At 68.9% G+C, this 17471-nt stretch carries 12 protein-coding genes and 1 tRNA gene; 5 read left to right on the top strand and 8 right to left on the bottom strand.

Features of this window, described 5'->3' with window-relative positions; genetic code table 11:
- Positions 1 to 6: 6 nt before the first annotated feature.
- Positions 7 to 474: an ATP-binding protein gene (locus ACPCXD_RS08590; protein WP_088897419.1), complete on the bottom strand. Its 468-nt coding sequence runs from the start codon at positions 472 to 474 to the stop codon at positions 7 to 9.
- Positions 475 to 529: 55 nt separating this feature from the next.
- Positions 530 to 904 carry an STAS domain-containing protein gene (locus ACPCXD_RS08585; protein ID WP_172414886.1) on the bottom strand — a complete coding sequence of 125 codons (375 nt, stop codon included), beginning with the start codon at positions 902 to 904 and terminating at the stop codon, positions 530 to 532.
- Positions 905 to 1062: 158 nt separating this feature from the next.
- Between ACPCXD_RS08585 and ACPCXD_RS08580 the strand changes: the two genes are divergently transcribed.
- The 3 genes from ACPCXD_RS08580 (at position 1063) to ACPCXD_RS08570 (ending at position 4320) form a co-directional block, all read left to right on the top strand.
- Entirely contained in the window at positions 1063 to 2247 is a 1185-nt protein-coding gene (locus ACPCXD_RS08580) for a PP2C family protein-serine/threonine phosphatase (RefSeq protein WP_229568301.1), read from the top strand.
- Between the two features lie 70 nt (positions 2248 to 2317).
- Complete coding sequence (locus ACPCXD_RS08575) at positions 2318 to 3883, top strand: sensor histidine kinase (protein ID WP_301848805.1); 1566 nt, start codon at positions 2318 to 2320, stop codon at positions 3881 to 3883.
- Positions 3880 to 4320, top strand: coding sequence for a response regulator (locus tag ACPCXD_RS08570; protein ID WP_016693400.1), 441 nt, complete (start codon positions 3880 to 3882; stop codon positions 4318 to 4320). Before ACPCXD_RS08575 ends, ACPCXD_RS08570 begins: the two co-directional genes overlap by 4 nt.
- Before the next feature lie 78 nt (positions 4321 to 4398).
- Here the strand turns inward: ACPCXD_RS08570 and ACPCXD_RS08565 are convergent, their stop codons facing one another.
- From ACPCXD_RS08565 to ACPCXD_RS08545, 5 genes are all read right to left on the bottom strand, one after another.
- A complete protein-coding gene (locus tag ACPCXD_RS08565; protein ID WP_016934294.1) occupies positions 4399 to 4776 on the bottom strand; it encodes a DUF3817 domain-containing protein in 378 nt (125 codons plus the stop codon).
- Entirely contained in the window at positions 4773 to 5189 is a 417-nt protein-coding gene (locus tag ACPCXD_RS08560; RefSeq protein WP_024100522.1) for a hypothetical protein, read from the bottom strand. Before ACPCXD_RS08560 ends, ACPCXD_RS08565 begins: the two co-directional genes overlap by 4 nt.
- 69 nt (positions 5190 to 5258) lie before the next feature.
- Positions 5259 to 5343 (bottom strand) — tRNA-Leu (locus ACPCXD_RS08555).
- A 17-nt stretch (positions 5344 to 5360) separates the two neighbouring features.
- On the bottom strand, positions 5361 to 5858 hold the full coding sequence (locus tag ACPCXD_RS08550) for an HNH endonuclease signature motif containing protein (protein WP_080968379.1): 498 nt from the start codon (positions 5856 to 5858) through the stop codon (positions 5361 to 5363).
- Positions 5855 to 6385 carry an HNH endonuclease signature motif containing protein gene (locus tag ACPCXD_RS08545; RefSeq protein WP_088897414.1) on the bottom strand — a complete coding sequence of 177 codons (531 nt, stop codon included), beginning with the start codon at positions 6383 to 6385 and terminating at the stop codon, positions 5855 to 5857. The genes ACPCXD_RS08550 and ACPCXD_RS08545 overlap by 4 nt, the downstream gene beginning before the upstream one ends.
- A gap of 414 nt (positions 6386 to 6799) precedes the next feature.
- Between ACPCXD_RS08545 and ACPCXD_RS08540 the strand changes: the two genes are divergently transcribed.
- Both ACPCXD_RS08540 and acpS read left to right on the top strand, forming a co-directional pair.
- Positions 6800 to 16081, top strand: a complete 9282-nt coding sequence (locus ACPCXD_RS08540; RefSeq protein ID WP_423659196.1) for a fatty acid synthase subunit beta domain-containing protein — start codon at positions 6800 to 6802, stop codon at positions 16079 to 16081.
- A 14-nt stretch (positions 16082 to 16095) separates the two neighbouring features.
- Complete coding sequence (gene acpS / locus ACPCXD_RS08535) at positions 16096 to 16500, top strand: holo-ACP synthase AcpS (RefSeq protein ID WP_016694405.1); 405 nt, start codon at positions 16096 to 16098, stop codon at positions 16498 to 16500.
- A gap of 10 nt (positions 16501 to 16510) precedes the next feature.
- Here acpS and ACPCXD_RS08530 read toward each other — a convergent pair whose 3' ends face one another.
- Positions 16511 to 17311: a TetR family transcriptional regulator gene (locus tag ACPCXD_RS08530; protein WP_016694406.1), complete on the bottom strand. Its 801-nt coding sequence runs from the start codon at positions 17309 to 17311 to the stop codon at positions 16511 to 16513.
- Positions 17312 to 17471 lie beyond the last annotated feature (160 nt).

The raw sequence follows: 17471 nt of genomic DNA, 5'->3' as shown, positions 1-17471 counted from the left end.
CGCAGATCAGCTCGCGTCGTGGGACGAGAGTTCGTCCTCCGCCCTGTCGTCCTCTGCCCCGTCCGTCTCGTCGAGGATCCAGCGCATCTCGACCACCGTGCCCTTCGGGCCGGCCGAGACCTGGACGTCGCTGGCCAGATTGCGGATCAGCGTCAGCCCGTGACCGCGTGAACGTCGGGCATCGCTGTCGACGGCGTCGTGCCAGGAGCCGTGGTCGACGACCCGCACGACCACCTCACCCTCGTCGGGCAGATACGTCGCCTCGTAGTCGAGCGTCCCGTGCGCATCGTCCGGCGCATAGGCGTGCTCGACGGCATTCGCGAGCGCTTCGTAGCTCGCGAGCAGTATGTCCTGTCGTTGGTCCTCGCTGAGGGGAAGCTTCGCCAGCCACCGCCTCGTGACGACCCGCAGGCCTGCAATCTCGGTCGGGTCGGCGTGCACACCCGACGAACGGATCTCGTCGGGAAAGAGCAAAGCTGACTCCTCGGGCGCAGACGACATGGCTCCTCGGTTCGTCGGGTACGGCGGTCTACTCGGAGACGCCTTCCGGCGAGGCACCGAGGCCGACGAGCGCGTCGTCGAGCTTCGGATGGATCGCCAGGACCTCTCCGAGGCCGAGGAGTTCGAGCGGGCGTGCCGTGGCACTGCCGTGTGCCACGACGGCGAAACCGGTGCTGTCGGCGGCTCGCTTGGACAACTCGACCAACAGAGCGATACCCATCGAAGCGAGGAAATCAACCCCGCTGAGGTCGACGATCAGTCCGGAGATGTCGGAGTCGAGGAGCGCGAGGGCTTCCTGCTCGAGGAGCGGGGCACTCGTCATGTCGACTTCGCCGTTGGCGGACAGCACGGCCACGGAGCCGTTGCGGGTCGTGGAAAGAGTCATATGCGGATGCGCGGTCATGGGATCGTTCACCTTGCCATCATGCAAGATCGTGCCGATAGATGCACACAACGGTCCATCGGCCGTGGCCGCGACCCGCCGTGACCACCCTGTGACCATGCTGTCGTCGAGTCTGTAATGTTCCCTTTCGAGCAGGGAGGGAGGGGCGCCGAGTGGACATGCACCGAGCGCAGAGCGAGTCGGTCGAACCACCGTCGTTGCTCCTCATCGAGGACGATCCGGGTGACGCGCTCATCGTGGAGGAACTCGTCGTCGACAGTGCCCCCGAGATGACCGTCGTGTGGGTGCAGACACTCGCGCAGGCCCGCGACGAACTCGCCACATCGGCTCCCGATTGCGTACTTCTCGACCTCCACCTGCCCGATGCGAGCGGCCTCGAAGCCGTCGCCCGTATCCAGGAGATCACCGATTCCGTCCCCATCGTCGTCCTCACCGGCCTCGCGGAGGAACAGACCGGCCTCGCCGCGCTGTCCGTGGGCGCCCAGGACTATCTCGTCAAGGGACGCGTCGAACCCGATCTGTTCGGCCGCGCCGTCCGCTACGCCATCCAGCGAAAGCAGACCGAGATCGCGGCGGCGGAACTCCAGGCGAGTCAGCTTCACGCGCAGGAGAACGCCCGACTCGAACGCGGCCTGCTCCCGTCGCCGCTCCTGCACGACGGGCAGGACTTCGACGTCGTCGCCCGTTACCGACCCGGCCGGTCGTCGGCTCTTCTCGGCGGCGACTTCTACGACGTCGTGCAGACCGGCGACGGCACCGTCCACGTCCTCATCGGCGACGTCTCCGGTCACGGTCCCGACGAGGCAGCCCTCGGCGTGGGCCTGCGCATCGCGTGGCGCACGCTCGTGCTCAGCGGGGTAGACGGTCCCCGCCGCCTGCACCAGCTCGAGGAGATCCTCGTCGCGGAGCGCACCGAGAGCCGCTTCTTCGCGTCGATGACGAACCTCACGATGTGTGCCGACCGCAGCACCGTCGAGGTCATGCGGGCCGGTCATCCCGGGCTGTTGCTCCGCCACGGCGGAACCATCGACTGGGTCGAAGCGCCCGGTGGTCCGGCTCTCGGCCTGCTGCCGGGAGTGGCCACCTGGCCCGTCCACAAGCTCGATCTGCCCGAGGACGGCGCGATCGTGCTGTTCACCGACGGATTGTTCGAGGGTCATCGCGGCGACGGCCCGGAACGACTCGGTGAGGAAGGACTCCTCGAGCTCGCGCGCGAACGCGCCCATCTGCCGGCTGCCGAGTTCACCGACTCGCTGATCGACGGTGCCGAGAAACTCGCGGACAGTAGGGGAGGGCTGTCCGACGACGTGGCAGTCGTCCACGTGCAATGGAACAGGAAGTGATCATCACCGCATGACGAACAGCGACGCAACGGCGGAGGCGGGGGACGTGCGTCGCCCTCCGTCTCGCAGGATGACGGTCCAGGCATGGTTCCTGCTCGTACTCGGCGTGATGGGTGTGTTGGTGGTCGTCGGCACCGTGGTCGGCAGTCACTTCCTCCGGGAGACGACGGAGTACTCCAATTACGTGCGCGACCGCATCCAGCCCGCCCGCGTCGAGGCGTACCGGTTGCAATCGGCACTGATCAATCAGGAGACGGGCGCGCGGGGCTACATCCTCGCCGCCGATCCCGATTTCCTCATGCCCTACGAGGAGGGGCGGCGCGAGGAGGAGGCCGCGGCCGCCGAGTTGCGCGCCCTCGTCGGCGACGAGGAGGATCTCATGGCGGACCTCGACGCGATCGAGGCACACGCGGCGGAATGGCGGCGCGTGTACGCCCAGCCGCTCATCTCCACGGTCGTGCCGGGGCAGCCGCAGTTCGTCGACCCCGCCGTCGTCGCAGCGGGACGGGACGCCTTCGACCGGATCCGGGCCGCGTTCGCCGTCCAGAACGCCGACCTCACGCAGGCCCGAGAGGACGGCATCGCCACGCTCGAGGACACGCGGATCACGCGCGATCGCATCCTCGCCGGCATGGTCGTGGTCTTCCTCCTCACCGGTGTGGGCCTGGCAGTCCTGCTCCAGATGATCGTGGTCCGTCCGATCCAACGCCTGCGGCAGGCCTCGCGCAGCGTCGTCGCGGGGCAGAACTTCGAGCGCGAGATCGAGCCGCAGGGCCCCGCCGACATCTATGCGCTGGGCCGCGACGTCGAGGACATGCGTGAGCGCATCGTGCGCGAACTGCAGGTCGCGCACGACCGCGAGGAGCAACTCGAGAACCAGGCGACGGAACTGCGGCGCTCGAACTCCGAACTCGAACAGTTCGCCTACGTCGCCTCGCACGACCTGCAGGAGCCGCTCCGCAAGGTCGCGTCGTTCTGCCAGCTGCTCGAGAAGCGCTACGGCGACAAGCTCGACGAACGCGGCACCCAGTACATCGCCTTCGCGGTCGACGGTGCCAAGCGGATGCAGGTGCTCATCAACGACCTGCTGACCTTCTCCCGCGTCGGACGCGTCAGCGACGCGCACGTCCGCACCGAACTGGACGTGACCCTCGACGCGGCCCTGACGAACATCTCCCAGGCGGTCGAGGAATCCGGGGCGAAGATCGCCCGGCCCGAGTCGCTGCCGACGATCGTGGGCGATCCCACACTGATGATCATGTTGTGGCAGAACCTGATCGGAAACGCGATCAAGTTCCGCCAAGAAGACCGGCCCGTGGAGATCCGTGTCGACTGCGAGGAGATCGTCGACGGGGACGACGAGTTCTGGCGATTCTCCGTGCAGGACAACGGCATCGGTATCGCCGAGGAGTTCGCCGACAAGGTCTTCGTGATCTTCCAGAGACTGCACGGCCGGGACGTGTACACCGGCACCGGCATCGGCCTCGCGATCTGCCGCAAGATCGTCGAATACCACGGTGGAGAGATCTGGCTCGACCCGCAGTATCGGGAGGGCAGTCGGTTCTGCTTTACGATTCCCAAGGCAGGCGACGACATGTCTGCAACCGAAGTCGCTCTGAAAGGGGCATCTGCATGAGCGTTTCCGGGCGGCCGATCGACGTCCTCCTCGTCGAGGACGACCCCGGCGACGAATTGATGACGCGCGAAGCGTTCGAGGACAACAAGATCGGAAACACCCTTCACGTGGTCCGCGACGGTGAGGAAGCACTCGACTTCCTCTACCGGCGCGGGGAGTACGAGAACGCCCCTCGGCCCGACCTGATCCTCCTCGACCTGAACCTGCCCAAGTACGACGGACGGCAGGTCCTCGAACAGGTCAAGTCCGATACCGACCTCACCGACATCCCCGTCGTGGTCCTCACCACCTCGGCAGCGGAAGAGGACATCCTCCGCAGCTACAAGCTGCACGCCAACGCGTACGTGACGAAGCCGGTCGACCTCGACCAGTTCATCCGCGCGGTGCGCCAGATCGACGAGTTCTTCGTCCAGGTGGTGCGCCTGCCGCGACGCTGAGCGCGCGTGGTCTACAGACGACATCGGGCGGATCCTGTCGAAGGATCCGCCCGATTCGTGTTCGAGGAGGTTGCCGGCTCAGACGCCGAAGTCGGCCTTCACCTGCTGGGTGCGCTTGTGCTCGACGAAGAAGGACAGGAACGGGATGGTGCCCGCCAGGAGCGTCCACACCGTCCGGGCGATCGGCCAGCGCACCTTGATCGACAGGTCGAAGGTGAGGACCAGGTACACCGCGTACACCCAGCCGTGCACGATCGCGATCCAGGCCGGCACGTTCTCGACACCGATGATGTACTTGGCGACCATCTCACCGGTGAGGATCAGCAGCCAGATACCGGTCGCGTAGGCGAGCACGCGGTAACGCAGCAGAGCGGACCGGATCTTCTTCCGGTCGGCGTCACTGACGACGCGCGGCGTGGTGGCCTGGCCGGACGCCTGCTCGGGGGTCGTGCTCACTGAGCGCTCCTATCGGACCTGCGCGCGAGCTGCGCGAGGTACTCGTTGTACTCGTTGATCTGTTGTGCGTCGGGATCCGCGGCCTCCTGCTCGCGTGCCTCGGCGAGCGTGCGCGGACGGGTGGGAAGAAGATCCTCGGGGATCTCGGTGGGCTCGTCCGGCTCGGACGGGCGTCGTCCGCCGGTGCTCTCGGCTTCCTGCTCCTCGGCCTCGAGGCGGACGAAGCGCCGGTATGCGTAGACGCAGAAGAAGGCGAAGGCGGGCCACTGGAGGGCGTAGCCGAGATTCTGGTAGGTGCCGCCGACCGCTTCGAACCGGACCCACTGCCAGTAACCGAGGCCGAGGCATCCGGCCGCGGCCACCAGAACCAGGATGATCAGGGCCAACCGGCGGGGAGGGCGATGCTCGGACACGCCCTCGACGGTACCCGAACGGTGCACCGACCTGCCAAGACCGGTCGGCGCACCGTGGGTGAGGTCACGTGGTGCGCGAGGGGGGACTCGAACCCCCACGTCCTATGGACACTGCGTCCTAAGCGCAGCGCGTCTGCCGTTCCGCCACTCGCGCGTCACGGACACAATACGTCACGAGGACGGCTCTTCCCTACGGAAGGTGAAGCGGCGCCGCCCGGCCCAGGTCGGTGTCTGGGTGTGGCAGTTGGGGCACAGAAACCGGACGTTGTCGGGTCTCGAATCGTTGGGATTTCCGTCGATGTGGTCGACGTGGAAGACCAACGGCCGGCCGTACCAATATGGCTCCGTGCCGCAACCTTCGCATTCGTGTGGGCGACCGGACTCGATGAGAGCCCGACGCAGCAGATGAGGTTTGGTTCGTGGCGAGCCTGCCGGTGTCTCGACCAGGATCGTGGTCCAGTGCCGCTTCACCACAGGTCCACCCTGAACGGGAGGGCGGCCGGTGAAGTGGGACGTATCGATACCGAGTGCCCTGATCCTGCGGGTCAGATGCGTGTGATGTCCTCCGTTGGGTTTGAGACCGAAGTACCGCATGACGTCGGCGAAGTTGACGCAGCTGCGAACTGCCTCTTCGAGCATCTCCTTCGTGTACTTGACCGGTCGCGTCACCGTGCCCCCGCTTCCACCTCGATGCTCGACTCGGCTGGAGCCGCGTCGAGAGCTCGGATCGGTCGGTTGTGTCGGATCCTCCTGCCCCAGGTGGGTGTCTGGCTGTGGCAGTTGGGGCACAGGAAGCGGAGGTTCTCCGGACGGGAATCGTTCGGATTGCCGTCGATGTGGTCGACGTGCAGTGCGAGCGGCGATTTCTGCCATTCCGGACCGGTGCCGCAGTTCTCGCACCTGTGCGACCGTCCGAATTCGATGAGCGCTCGTCTGAGGCGGGCAGCTTCTCTGCGGTTGGAGCCGGCCGGTGAGACCGTGAGCACCTCCGACCAGTGCAGGCGGTTCCGAGGCGGTATCCCCTTCTGGTGGGCCATACCCCGGAAGTGGGACGTGTCGATTCCGTAGAGCTTGATTCGTCGGCTGATGTTGGCATGGTTGCCGCCGTCTTCCCGTAATCCGAATTGCCTCAACACGCCCGCGACGCTGGTCGCCTTCGCGACCGCCTCCTCGAGAACCTCCCGCGTGTACTTCACCCTTCTCCCCACCGTGCCCCCTATCGAATATTTGTTCGATTCGCTCGAAAAGCTATCGCGGGGGTCCGACACGTTTTCGATCTTGCGATGCACGATCCGCGACGCCCGTCAATAGGTAACGATTTGATAACGAAAAACGTGAGGGATTCCTCGGGTTCGTGGACGTCCACGCATCGGCGCAGCCAGGAGTGATTCGGGTTACCGACCAGTTACTTTCCAGCGGGCATGTGAGGGAAATCACTGGTGGGGGAGGTGCTGGGCAAACTGCGCGAAACAAAACATGAGGAACCCCTCATGATTTTGTGCGAACCTGGGCGTGCCCGAACAGCGGACCACTAGTCCAGCAGCACACCGGCGCGCAGCGCTGACATACGAAGCCTCGACGCCGGGGTGTTCAGGAGAGGAACCACACGCGTGACGATCGACGAGACCACACCAGGCGACAACGGACGGAACTCGAAGGCATCACGACGCACCACCGATCGGTCCACGGCAGCCGCTCCGGCCCGTGCCCTGGTCGACAAGCTCCTCGCGGGTGAGCCCTACGCGCTCGCATTCGGCGGCCAGGGTGCCCCCTGGCTCACCTCGCTCGAGGAGCTCAGCCGCGACAACGGACTCGAACCGGTCCTCACCGACCTGGTCAACCGCGCCACCGCGCACCTCGCCCCGGTCGCGAGCGACCTCGTCGTGGTCCGCCCGACGGGCTTCGACCCCGTCGCGTGGATCCTCGAGGCCGAACTCGCCGACGAGGACGACGCGCCCGCCGGCCCCTCCGAAGCAGCTCTCACCTCTGCCGCCGTGTCGCTTCCCGGCGTCTTCCTCACCCAGGTCGCCGCGCTGCGCGCGCTCGCGAACCAGGGCCTCGACGTCGACTCCGTCGCGCCGAGCGCGGTCATCGGCCACTCGCAGGGCGTCCTCGCCGTCGAGTCCGTCGCCGCCGCCGGCCGCAAGGACGCCGAGATCCTCGCCATCGCCCAGCTCATCGGTGCCGCCGCGACCCTCGTCGGTCGCCGCCGCGGCCTGATCTCCGGCGCCGGCAAGTACCCGATGCTCGCCGTCGCCAACGTCGACCCCGAGCGCCTGCGCGCGATCGTCGCGGAGGTCTTCGAGGGCCAGGATCCCGAGCGCAGCGCCGTCGTCGCCATCCGTAACGCCCGTCGTCGTGTCGTGCTGTCGGGCCCGCCCGCCGCCCTCGAGCGCGTGCAGCAGCGCTGCGAGCAGATCTCCGCCGCGGAGACCCGCGAGCGCGAGGCCAAGAAGCGCGGTGGCGCCGTGTTCTCCCCGACCTTCGAGCCCGTCGCGGCCGAGGTCGGCTTCCATCACCCCGCCTTCGCGGACGCCGTGGAGCAGGTCGCCGACTGGGCCGCCCGTTGCGAGCTCGACGCCGAGCTCGCGCGCAGCCTCGCGCAGGCCATCCTCGTCTCCCCGATCGACTGGGTCGAGCAGGTCGACTCCGCCGTCGCGTCCGGCGCCTCGTGGATCCTCGACCTCGGTCCGGGCGAGCTCCTCACCCGTATGACCAGCTCGGGCCTGCGTGGTCAGGGTGTCGGCATCATCGCCGCCGCGACCCGCGGCGGTCAGCGCAACCTCCTCACCCCGGGCGCCGAGCCCGAGGTTCCGCGTGCCTGGTCGGAGTTCGCTCCGAAGCCGGTCGCGCTGCCCTACGGCCGCATCGCCGTCGAGACGGCCTTCACCCGCCTGACGGGCCGCTCGCCGATCCTGCTCGCGGGCATGACCCCCACGACCGTCGATCCGAAGATCGTCGCCGCCGCCGCGAACGCCGGCCACTGGGCCGAGCTCGCCGGTGGTGGCCAGGTCACCGAGCAGATCTTCGCCGACCACGTCGCCGAGCTCACCGAGCTGCTCGAGCCGGGTCGCGCCGTCCAGTTCAACTCGATGTTCCTGGACCCCTACCTGTGGAAGCTGCACGTCGGTGGCAAGCGCCTCGTGCCCAAGGCCCGCGCGGCCGGTGCGCCCTTCGACGGTGTCGTCGTCACCGCCGGTATCCCGGAGCTCGACGAGGCCGTGCAGATCATCTCCGACCTGCGTGAGGCCGGCATCGAGCACGTCGCCTTCAAGCCGGGCACGGTCGCGCAGATCCGCTCGGTCATCCGTATCGCCAACGAGGTCCCGGACTACCCGGTCATCGCCCACATCGAGGGCGGCCGCGCCGGTGGTCACCACTCGTGGGAGGACCTCGACGACCTGCTCCTCGACACCTACGCCGAGTTGCGCACGCGCCCGAACCTGGTGCTGTGCGTCGGCGGTGGCATCGGCACGCCGGAGAAGGCCGCCGAGTACCTGACCGGTCGCTGGTCGACCGTCTACGGCTTCCCCGCGATGCCGCTCGACGGCATCCTTGTCGGCACCGCCGCGATGGCGACCCTCGAGGCCACCACGGCTCCCGAGGTCAAGCAGCTGCTCGTCGATACCCCCGGCACCCCCGACTGGGTCGCCGCCGGCACCGCGACCGGCGGTATGGCCTCCGGCCGCAGCCAGCTCGGCGCCGACATCCACGAGATCGACAACGCCGCCTCGCGCACGGGTCGCCTCCTCGACGAGGTCGCCGGTGACGCCGAGGCCGTGGCCGCACGCCGCGACGAGATCATCGAGGCCCTGAACGGAACGGCCAAGCCGTACTTCGGTGACCTCGACACCATGACCTACCTGCAGTGGCTCGAGCGCTACCTCGAGCTGGCCGTCGGCGCGGACAACGGTGCCGAGTTCGATTGCGGCACCGATCTGGCGGACGTCCTCGCCGAGGCGCACACCAGCCCGTGGCTGGACGTGTCGTGGCGTGAGCGTTTCCGCGACATGCTGCAGCGCGCCGAAGCCCGTCTGCACCCCGTCTGCCGGGGCCCGATCCCGACGCTGTTCGACGACGACGCGGTGCTCGAGCGCCCGTACGCCGCGATCAAGTCGCTGCTCGCGCAGTACCCCGACGCGGGCGACGTCGTGCTGCACCCCGCCGACGTGCCGTTCTTCGTGTCGCTGTGCCGCACGCCCGGCAAGCCCGTGAACTTCGTTCCGGTCGTCGACCAGGACGTGCGTCGCTGGTGGCGTTCGGATTCGCTGTGGCAGGCCCACGATCCGCGTTACTCCGCCGACCAGGTCTGCGTCATCCCCGGTACCGTCGCCGTCGCCGGCATCACCCGCGTCGACGAGCCGGTCGGTGAACTCCTCGACCGCTTCGAGAAGGCCACGGCCGACGAGCTCGTCGCCGAGGGTGCGGAGCCCGTCGAGCTTCCCGCGCGTCGCCACCGCGACATCGCGCCGGGTCTGCTCGACGCCGTGCTGTCCTCGCCCGACGTCTCGTGGGCGGGTCGCCAGACCCGTAACCCGATCCACCGTCTCGGTGATCTGGACGAGTGGACCGTCGAGTCGGAGACCGCTGCCTCGCACGCCCCGACGGGTGCGACCCTGACGATCCTCGACGACGAGCACGTCGGCCTGCGGGTTCCGCTGGTGCGCGACAAGGCCGTCGAGATCCGCCTGACCGTGCCCGCCTCGGTCGTCTCCGGTGGCGCACCCGTCGTCACCGAGGCCGACGCCGATGCGTCGATGTCCGCTCTGCTCGGTGTCGCCGCCGGTCAGGAACTGCCAGAGGTCAGGAAGGGCGCTGCCCGCATCACCCTGGGCTGGCTCCCGGAGAAGATCGCCGACCACGCCGGTGTCACCGGTTCGGGTCTGCCCGCGACCCTGACGCCGAGCGGCAACGGTGTGCCCGACGTGCTCGTCGGTGCCTGCTGGCCGGCCGTCTTCGCCGCGCTCGGCGCCGCCCGCACCGAGACCGATCTCTCGGTCATCGAAGGCATGCTCGACCTGGTCCACCTGGACCACGCGATCGACGTCAAGAACGGCCTGCCCACCGATCCCGCCTTCCTGGGTGTCAAGGCCGAGGTCACCGGTGTCTCCGACACCGACCTGGGTCGTGTCGTCGAGGTCGACGTGGTCATCACCGCCGACAGTGGTGACGGCTCCGGCGACCGGGTGGTCGCCACCCTGGCCGAGCGGTTCGCAATCCGCGGCCGCACCGGCACCGCCGATCTCGCCGATCCGGTCCGCGCCGGTGGCGCTCTCACCGAGGCCGTCACCGACACCCCGCGTCGTCGTCGCCGCGACGCCGTGATCGTCGCGCCGACCGACATGAGCGCCTTCGCGAAGGTCTCCGGCGACCACAACCCGATCCACACCTCCGACAACGCCGCGCTGCTCGCCGGTCTCGGAAGCCCGATCGTCCACGGCATGTGGCTGTCGGCCGCGGCCCAGCAGGTCGTGACCGCGATCGAGCAGGACGCGAAGCTGCCGGTCCGTCGCCTGACGGCGTGGACCACCCGCTTCCTGGGCATGGTCCGTCCGGGCGCGAAGATCGACGTGCGCGTCGACCGCATCGCAACCGACGGTGGAGCCGAGGTCGTCGAGGTCGGCTGCCGCGTCGACGGTGATCTGGTGATGGTCGCGACCGGCCGTATCGCCGCGCCGAAGACCGTCTACGCCTTCCCGGGTCAGGGCATCCAGCGTCCCGGCATGGGCCTCGACGCCCGTGCCCGCTCGAAGGCCGCCCGCGAGATCTGGGAGCGCGCCGACAAGCACACCCGCGAGGCGCTCGGCTTCTCGATCCTGGCCGTGGTCCGCGACAACCCGACGGTTCTCAAGGCCCGCGGTGTCACTCACAAGCACCCCGACGGCGTGCTGCACCTGACCCAGTTCACGCAGGTCGCGATGGCGACCCTCGGTGTCGCGCAGATCGCCGAGCTCAAGGAGGCGGGCGCGTTCGTCGACGACGCCTTCCTGGCCGGTCACTCGGTGGGTGAGTACAACGCGCTCGCCGCGGTCGCCGGTGTGCTGCCGCTCGAGGCCGTCCTCGAGGTGGTCTTCCAGCGCGGCTCCGCGATGCACGCCCTCGTGCCGCGCGACGAGCACGGCCGCTCGAACTACCGCATGGCCGCGATCCGGCCGTCGCAGTTCGGTGTGGACGATGCGGACCTGCCGGCCTTCGTCGCCGGTGTCGCCGAGGAGACCGGGGAATTCCTGGAGATCGTCAACCTCAACCTGCGCGGATCGCAGTACGCGATCGCCGGTACGGTCGCCGGCCTCGAAGCCCTCGAGTCCGTGATCGAGCGCAAGGTCGCCGAGTTCGGTGGCAAGCGCGCGTTCATCCTGGTCCCCGGCATCGACGTGCCGTTCCACTCGACCGTGCTGCGCGGCGGTGTCGACGACTTCCGCGAGCGTCTGCTCGCCCTGCTGCCGCAGGAGATCGACCCGAACATCCTCATCGGCCGGTACATCCCGAACCTCGTGCCCAAGCCGTTCAACCTGGGCCGCGAGTTCATCCAGGAGATCGCCGACCTGGTGCCGTCGCAGCCGCTCGCCGACGTCCTCGCGGACTTCGACAGCTGGTCGGCCAAGCCGGTCGAGCTCACCCGCGTGGTGCTCGCCGAGCTGCTGGCCTGGCAGTTCGCGTCGCCGGTGCGCTGGATCGAGACGCAGGACCTGCTGTTCGCCGACGAGGCCGACGGTGGTCTCGGTGTCGAGCGGTTCGTCGAGGTCGGCCTCGGTGGCGCACCCACCGTCGCGAACCTCGCGTCGCAGACGCTGAAGCTGCCCGGTCGTTTCGGTCAGCCCGTCGAGGTGCTCAACATCGAGCGCGAGGCGTCGATCGTGTACTCGACCGACACCGATCCCGCTCCGGTCGAGGACGACGAGCCGGCCGCACCGGCCGCCGACGCCGCGCCTGCCGCTGCTGCGGCCCCGGCACCCGCCGCGGCTCCCGCTGCACCGGCCGGTGGCCCGACCCCGGACGACATCGCGTTCAAGGCCGCCGACGCCACCAAGGTGCTCATCGCCCTGTGGACGAAGCTGCGCCCGGATCAGATCGGTCCCGCCGACACGATCGAGGCGCTGTGCGACGGCGTGTCCTCGCGCCGCAACCAGCTGCTCGTCGACCTCGGTTCCGAGCTCTCGCTCGGTGCGATCGACGGTGCCGCCGACGCCGACATGGGTGCCCTCGCCGGCACGGTCGACCGTCTCGCCCGCACCTACCGCCCCTTCGGCCCGGTGCTGTCGGACTCGATCAACGATCACCTGCGCAAGGTGTTCGGTCCGTCGGGCAAGCGTCCCGCCTACGTCGCCGACCGCGTCACCAAGGTGTGGGGTCTGGGCGAGGGCTGGGCGTCGCACGTCACCGCCGAAGCTGCTCTCGGTAGCCGCGACGGTTCGTCCGTCCGCGGTGGCGACCTGGGTGGCCTGAGCGACGGTGCCCTCGCGGATGCCGCTTCGGTCGACAAGCTGATCGACGCCGCCGTGCAGTCGGTGGCCTCGCGTCGCGGAATCGCCGTATCGATGCCGTCCGCCGGTGGCGGCGGGGGAGCGACGGTCGACGCCGCTGCCCTCGGCGAGTTCGCCGAGCAGATCACCGGTCGCGACGGGGTTCTCGCCAGTGCCGCCCGTCTCGTACTCGAGCAGCTCGGCCACACCGAGCAGGTCTCGGGCCTGGCCGACAAGGCCGACGACGAACTCGTCGACCTGGTCTCCGCCGAGCTCGGCTCCGACTGGCCGCGTCTGGTCGCTCCGGCATTCGACGAGCGCAAGGCCGTCCTGATCGACGACCGCTGGGCCACCGCCCGTGAGGACCTGGCCCGCGTCTGGCTCGGGGAGCAGCTCGAGGTCGAGCGCTTCACCGGTGCAGGGCGGACCGTGGCTGCGCACGCCGAGTTCTGGGGCCGCAAGGCCACCGAGGCCGGTCGTACGGAGCTCGCGCAGACCTACGCCGCGATCGCCGAGACCGCCGTCGTCACCGAGGGTGCCGAGTACGCGGACGAGGTCGCCGTGGTCACCGGCGCCAGCAAGGGCGGTATCGGCGCAGCCGTCGCCGCGAAGCTGCTCGCCGGCGGTGCGACGGTCGTCGTCACCACGTCCTCGCTGAACGACAGCCGCCTGGGCTTCTACAAGGAGCTGTACGCACGCAACGCTCGCGCCGGTGCGGCCCTGTGGGTGGTTCCCGCGAACATGGCGTCCTACAGCGACGTCGACGCCCTGATCGAGTGGATCGGCACCGAGACCGTCGAGGTCGCCGGTGGCGCGAAGAAGCTGATCAAGGACGCGCTCACCCCGACGCTGCTCTTCCCGTTCGCCGCGCCGCGCGTGGCGGGCTCGCTCGCCGACGCCGGTGCGCGCGCCGAGATGGAGATGCGGGTGCTGCTGTGGTCGGTCGAGCGACTGATCGCCGGACTGTCGCAGATCGGGTACGACCGCGACGTCGACACCCACCTGCACGTCGTGCTGCCCGGTTCGCCGAACCGCGGCAAGTTCGGTGGCGACGGTGCCTACGGTGAGGCCAAGGCCGCACTCGACGCGATCATCAACCGCTGGAGCGCCGAGCGCACCTGGGCCGAGCGCGTCACCCTCGCCCACGCTCTCATCGGCTGGGTGCGTGGCACGGGTCTGATGGGCGGCAACGACCCGCTGGTCGAGGCCGTCGAGGCTGCTGGTGTCCGCACCTGGTCGACCGACGAGATGGCCGGCGAGCTGCTGAAGCTGGTCGGACCGGAGGCCACGCGTCTCGCCGCCGAGGCTCCGCTCGTCGCGGACCTCACCGGCGGACTGTCCGAGGTGAACGTCGACCTGCCGGCGCTCGCGAAGCAGGCACAGGACGCGGCCGACGCCGTCGAGGCGGACGAGGACGACACCGCGACCATCGCGGCGCTGCCCGAGCCTCCGCGCGCCGAGGCGCTGCCGACCCCCGAGTGGGGCCCGGTCACCGCCGACCTCGCCGACACGGTCGTCATCGTCGGTGCCGGTGAGCTCGGCCCCTACGGCTCCGCTCGCACCCGCTTCGAGATGGAGGTCGACGAGGAACTGTCGGCCGCCGGTGTGCTCGAGCTCGCCTGGGTCACGGGCCTGATCGGCTGGGAGAACGATCCCAAGCCGGGCTTCTACGACACCGAGACCGGTGAACTGGTGCCCGAGGCGGAGATCGCCGACCGCTACCACGACGCGGTGGTCGAGCGTTGCGGCATCCGCCGCTACGGCGACGACGGCGCGATGATCGACAACACGGCTCCGTTGCTCACCTCGGTCTTCCTCGACAAGGACCTGTCCTTCGTCGTCGGTTCCGAGGCCGAGGCCCGCGCGTTCGTCGACTCCGATCCGGAGAACACGGTCGCGTCGGTCGACGCCGAGTCGGGCGACTGGACGGTCACCCGCAAGGCCGGCACCGAGATCCGCGTGCCGCGCAAGGCGAAGCTGACCCGCACGGTCGGCGGCCAGATCCCGACCGGCTTCGACGTCACCAAGTGGGGCATCCCCGCCGACATGGCGGACTCGGTGGACCGGGTGGGCCTGTGGAACATCGTCAGCACGGTCGACGCCTTCCTCACCGGTGGCTTCACCCCGTCCGAGCTGCTCCGCTGGGTGCACCCGTCGATGGTCGCCAACACGCAGGGCACCGGCATGGGTGGCATGTCCTCGATGCGGTCGCTGTACATCGACACGCTGCTCGGCGAGTCGCGGGCGAACGACATCCTGCAGGAGGCCCTGCCGAACGTCATCGCCGCGCATGTCGTCCAGTCGTACGTCGGTGGCTACGGCTCGATGGTGCACCCGGTCGCGGCGTGCGCCACGGCTGCGGTCTCCGTCGAGGAGGGCGTGGACAAGATCAAGCTCGGTAAGGCCGATCTGGTCGTCGCCGGTGGCTTCGACGATCTCGGTATCGAGGGCATCGTCGGCTTCGGTGACATGTCCGCGACCGCCAAGTCGGAGGACATGCAGGCCAAGGGCATCAGCGATCGTCGCTTCTCCCGCGCCAACGACCGTCGTCGCGGTGGCTTCGTCGAGTCGGCAGGTGGCGGCACGATCCTGCTCGCCCGCGGCGATGTCGCGCTCGAGATGGGCCTGCCGGTGCTCGGTGTGGTCGCCTGGGCCGGATCGTTCGCCGACGGTGTGCACACCTCGATCCCGGCGCCCGGCATCGGTGCGCTCGGTGCGGGTCGCGGTGGACGCGAGTCGGGTCTGGCGAAGGAACTGCGCAAGCTCGGTCTCACGGCCGACGACATCGCGGTGATCTCCAAGCACGACACCTCGACCGCTGCGAACGACCCGAACGAGGCCGAGCTGCACGAGCGTCTGGCCGCTGCGCTGGGCCGCAGCGAGGGCAACCCGATGTTCGTGGTCTCGCAGAAGTCGCTGACCGGTCACGCCAAGGGCGGCGCCGCCGCCTTCCAGCTGATCGGCCTGTGCCAGGTCCTCGCGCAGGGTGTGGTTCCGCCGAACCGCAGCCTCGACTGTGTCGACGAGAAGATGGCGGAGTTCGAGCACCTCGTGTGGCCGCGTACCCCGATCCGGTTCGGCGAGCAGCTTCCGCTCAAGGCGGGTCTGCTCACGAGCCTCGGCTTCGGGCACGTGTCGGGTCTGATCGCGGTGGTCCACCCGCAGGCGTTCGTCGAGGCGATCCCGGCCGAGCGCCGGGAGGCCTACCTGGCAAAGGCTGCCGAGCGCACCGTGGCCGGCAAGCGTCGCCTGGTGGACGCGATGACCGGTGGAGCGTCGCTCTACCAGCGGCCCGCGGATCGTCGCCTCGGCGGCGACAGCGTGCCGGCACCGGCCTCGCGTCAGCTCGAGGCGGACGTGCTGCTCTCGCCGGAGGCCCGCCTCGGTGAGGACGACGTGTACCGCTCCGGTCTGCCCGGCTGCAAGTAGGCGCGGGTCTCGGGATGGGAGTTGCGGGTGTCGGGTTCGACCTCGTGTCGGTGCCGGAGTTCGCGGAGCAGCTGAGTCGGACGGGAACGACGATGCTGGCGAACTTCACACCGGGTGAGCGTCGCGACGCGAACACCCGCAGCTCCGATCCCGCCCGTCACTTCGCCGCCCGGTGGGCGGCGAAGGAGGCGGTGATCAAGGCGTGGTCGGCGTCGCTGTTCGGCAGTCCACCGGTGTTACCGGAGACGATCCATCAGCAGATCGAAGTGGTCTCGGACGCGTGGGGTCGCCCGAGCATCCGGCTGCACCGGCAGGTCGCCGAGAAGCTGACCGGCGTCCGGATCCATGTGTCGTTGACCCACGACGGTGACATGGCCGGCGCGTTCGTCGTCCTCGACGAGGACGACCGGCGTACGTAGATGTGGGGACTCAGGCCGAGGGAGCGCGAGCTTCCTCGGCCTGATCCGTTTCGGTGTCCTGCCGGTCGGCTTGTTCGCGTGCGGATTCCTCGCGCTCCTCGCGGCGCTTGCGTCGCTTGGCCTGGGCGCGTGAGTCCTGTTCGGCGATCTGCAGATAGGCGACCATGATGCGCTTGAGCTCGACGACGGCGTCGGCGTGGGTCTGGTCGTCCTGCACCGAGAAGTTGAGCATCGAGTACACGATGTGGACGAGCACCTCGGCCATGAGCTTGCGGCGCGGCCGCGGGGTGTCCGGGGTGAGCGGCGCGAGCATCCGCGCGACCTGCTCGGCGAACTCGCGTTCGTGGATGGCACCGGTGGCCCGGGTGGACGGGGTGGACTGCATCGCGAGCCACACCTCGCGGCGTGACGGATCGGTGGTCCACAGTCCGGCGAGGTGGTCGACGAAGCTGTTGAGGAAGCGCAACCAGTCGACGGACGGGATCTTGCCGTTGAACTGGGCGAGTTCGCTCTGGACGCCGACGAGGTCCTGACGGTTGAGCTCGCACACGATCACGTATTTGTTGGCGAAGAACTGGTAGAGCGTGCCGATGGGGACGTCGGCGCGGGACGCGACCTCCTCACAGGTGAACGACTCGAAGCCGACCTCGGTGAGCAGTTCACGCGAGGCGGCCAACAGGGCGTCGAACTTGCGGCGGCTCCGCTCCTGGGTGGGCCGCCGACGCGGCACGAGCTCCTGGGGCTCGGCCTGAACCTCGAGCGCCGGATCGATCCGGCGCGGGGCGCGGCGGCCGTTCGTTGCTGACTCCACGCGCCCAGGCTAGCCGGACGTCCGTCCTTTCCCGAATACTTGTTGTGAGTCCGAGTGTCACAAACCGGGCAGCCACAGGTCACCGTGCGGTTCGCTGCAGAACAGTGCGGGGGCAGCGACCGGGCCGATCGCGGCCGGGGGGCAGTATGGCACGAGCAGG

The organism is Rhodococcus sp. AB351 (assembly GCF_049538275.1).
In the GTDB taxonomy this organism is placed as follows: Bacteria; Actinomycetota; Actinomycetes; order Mycobacteriales; family Mycobacteriaceae; genus Rhodococcus.
Note: the sequence above shows the minus strand (reverse complement) of the source record. Positions and strands in the feature narration are given on the sequence as shown.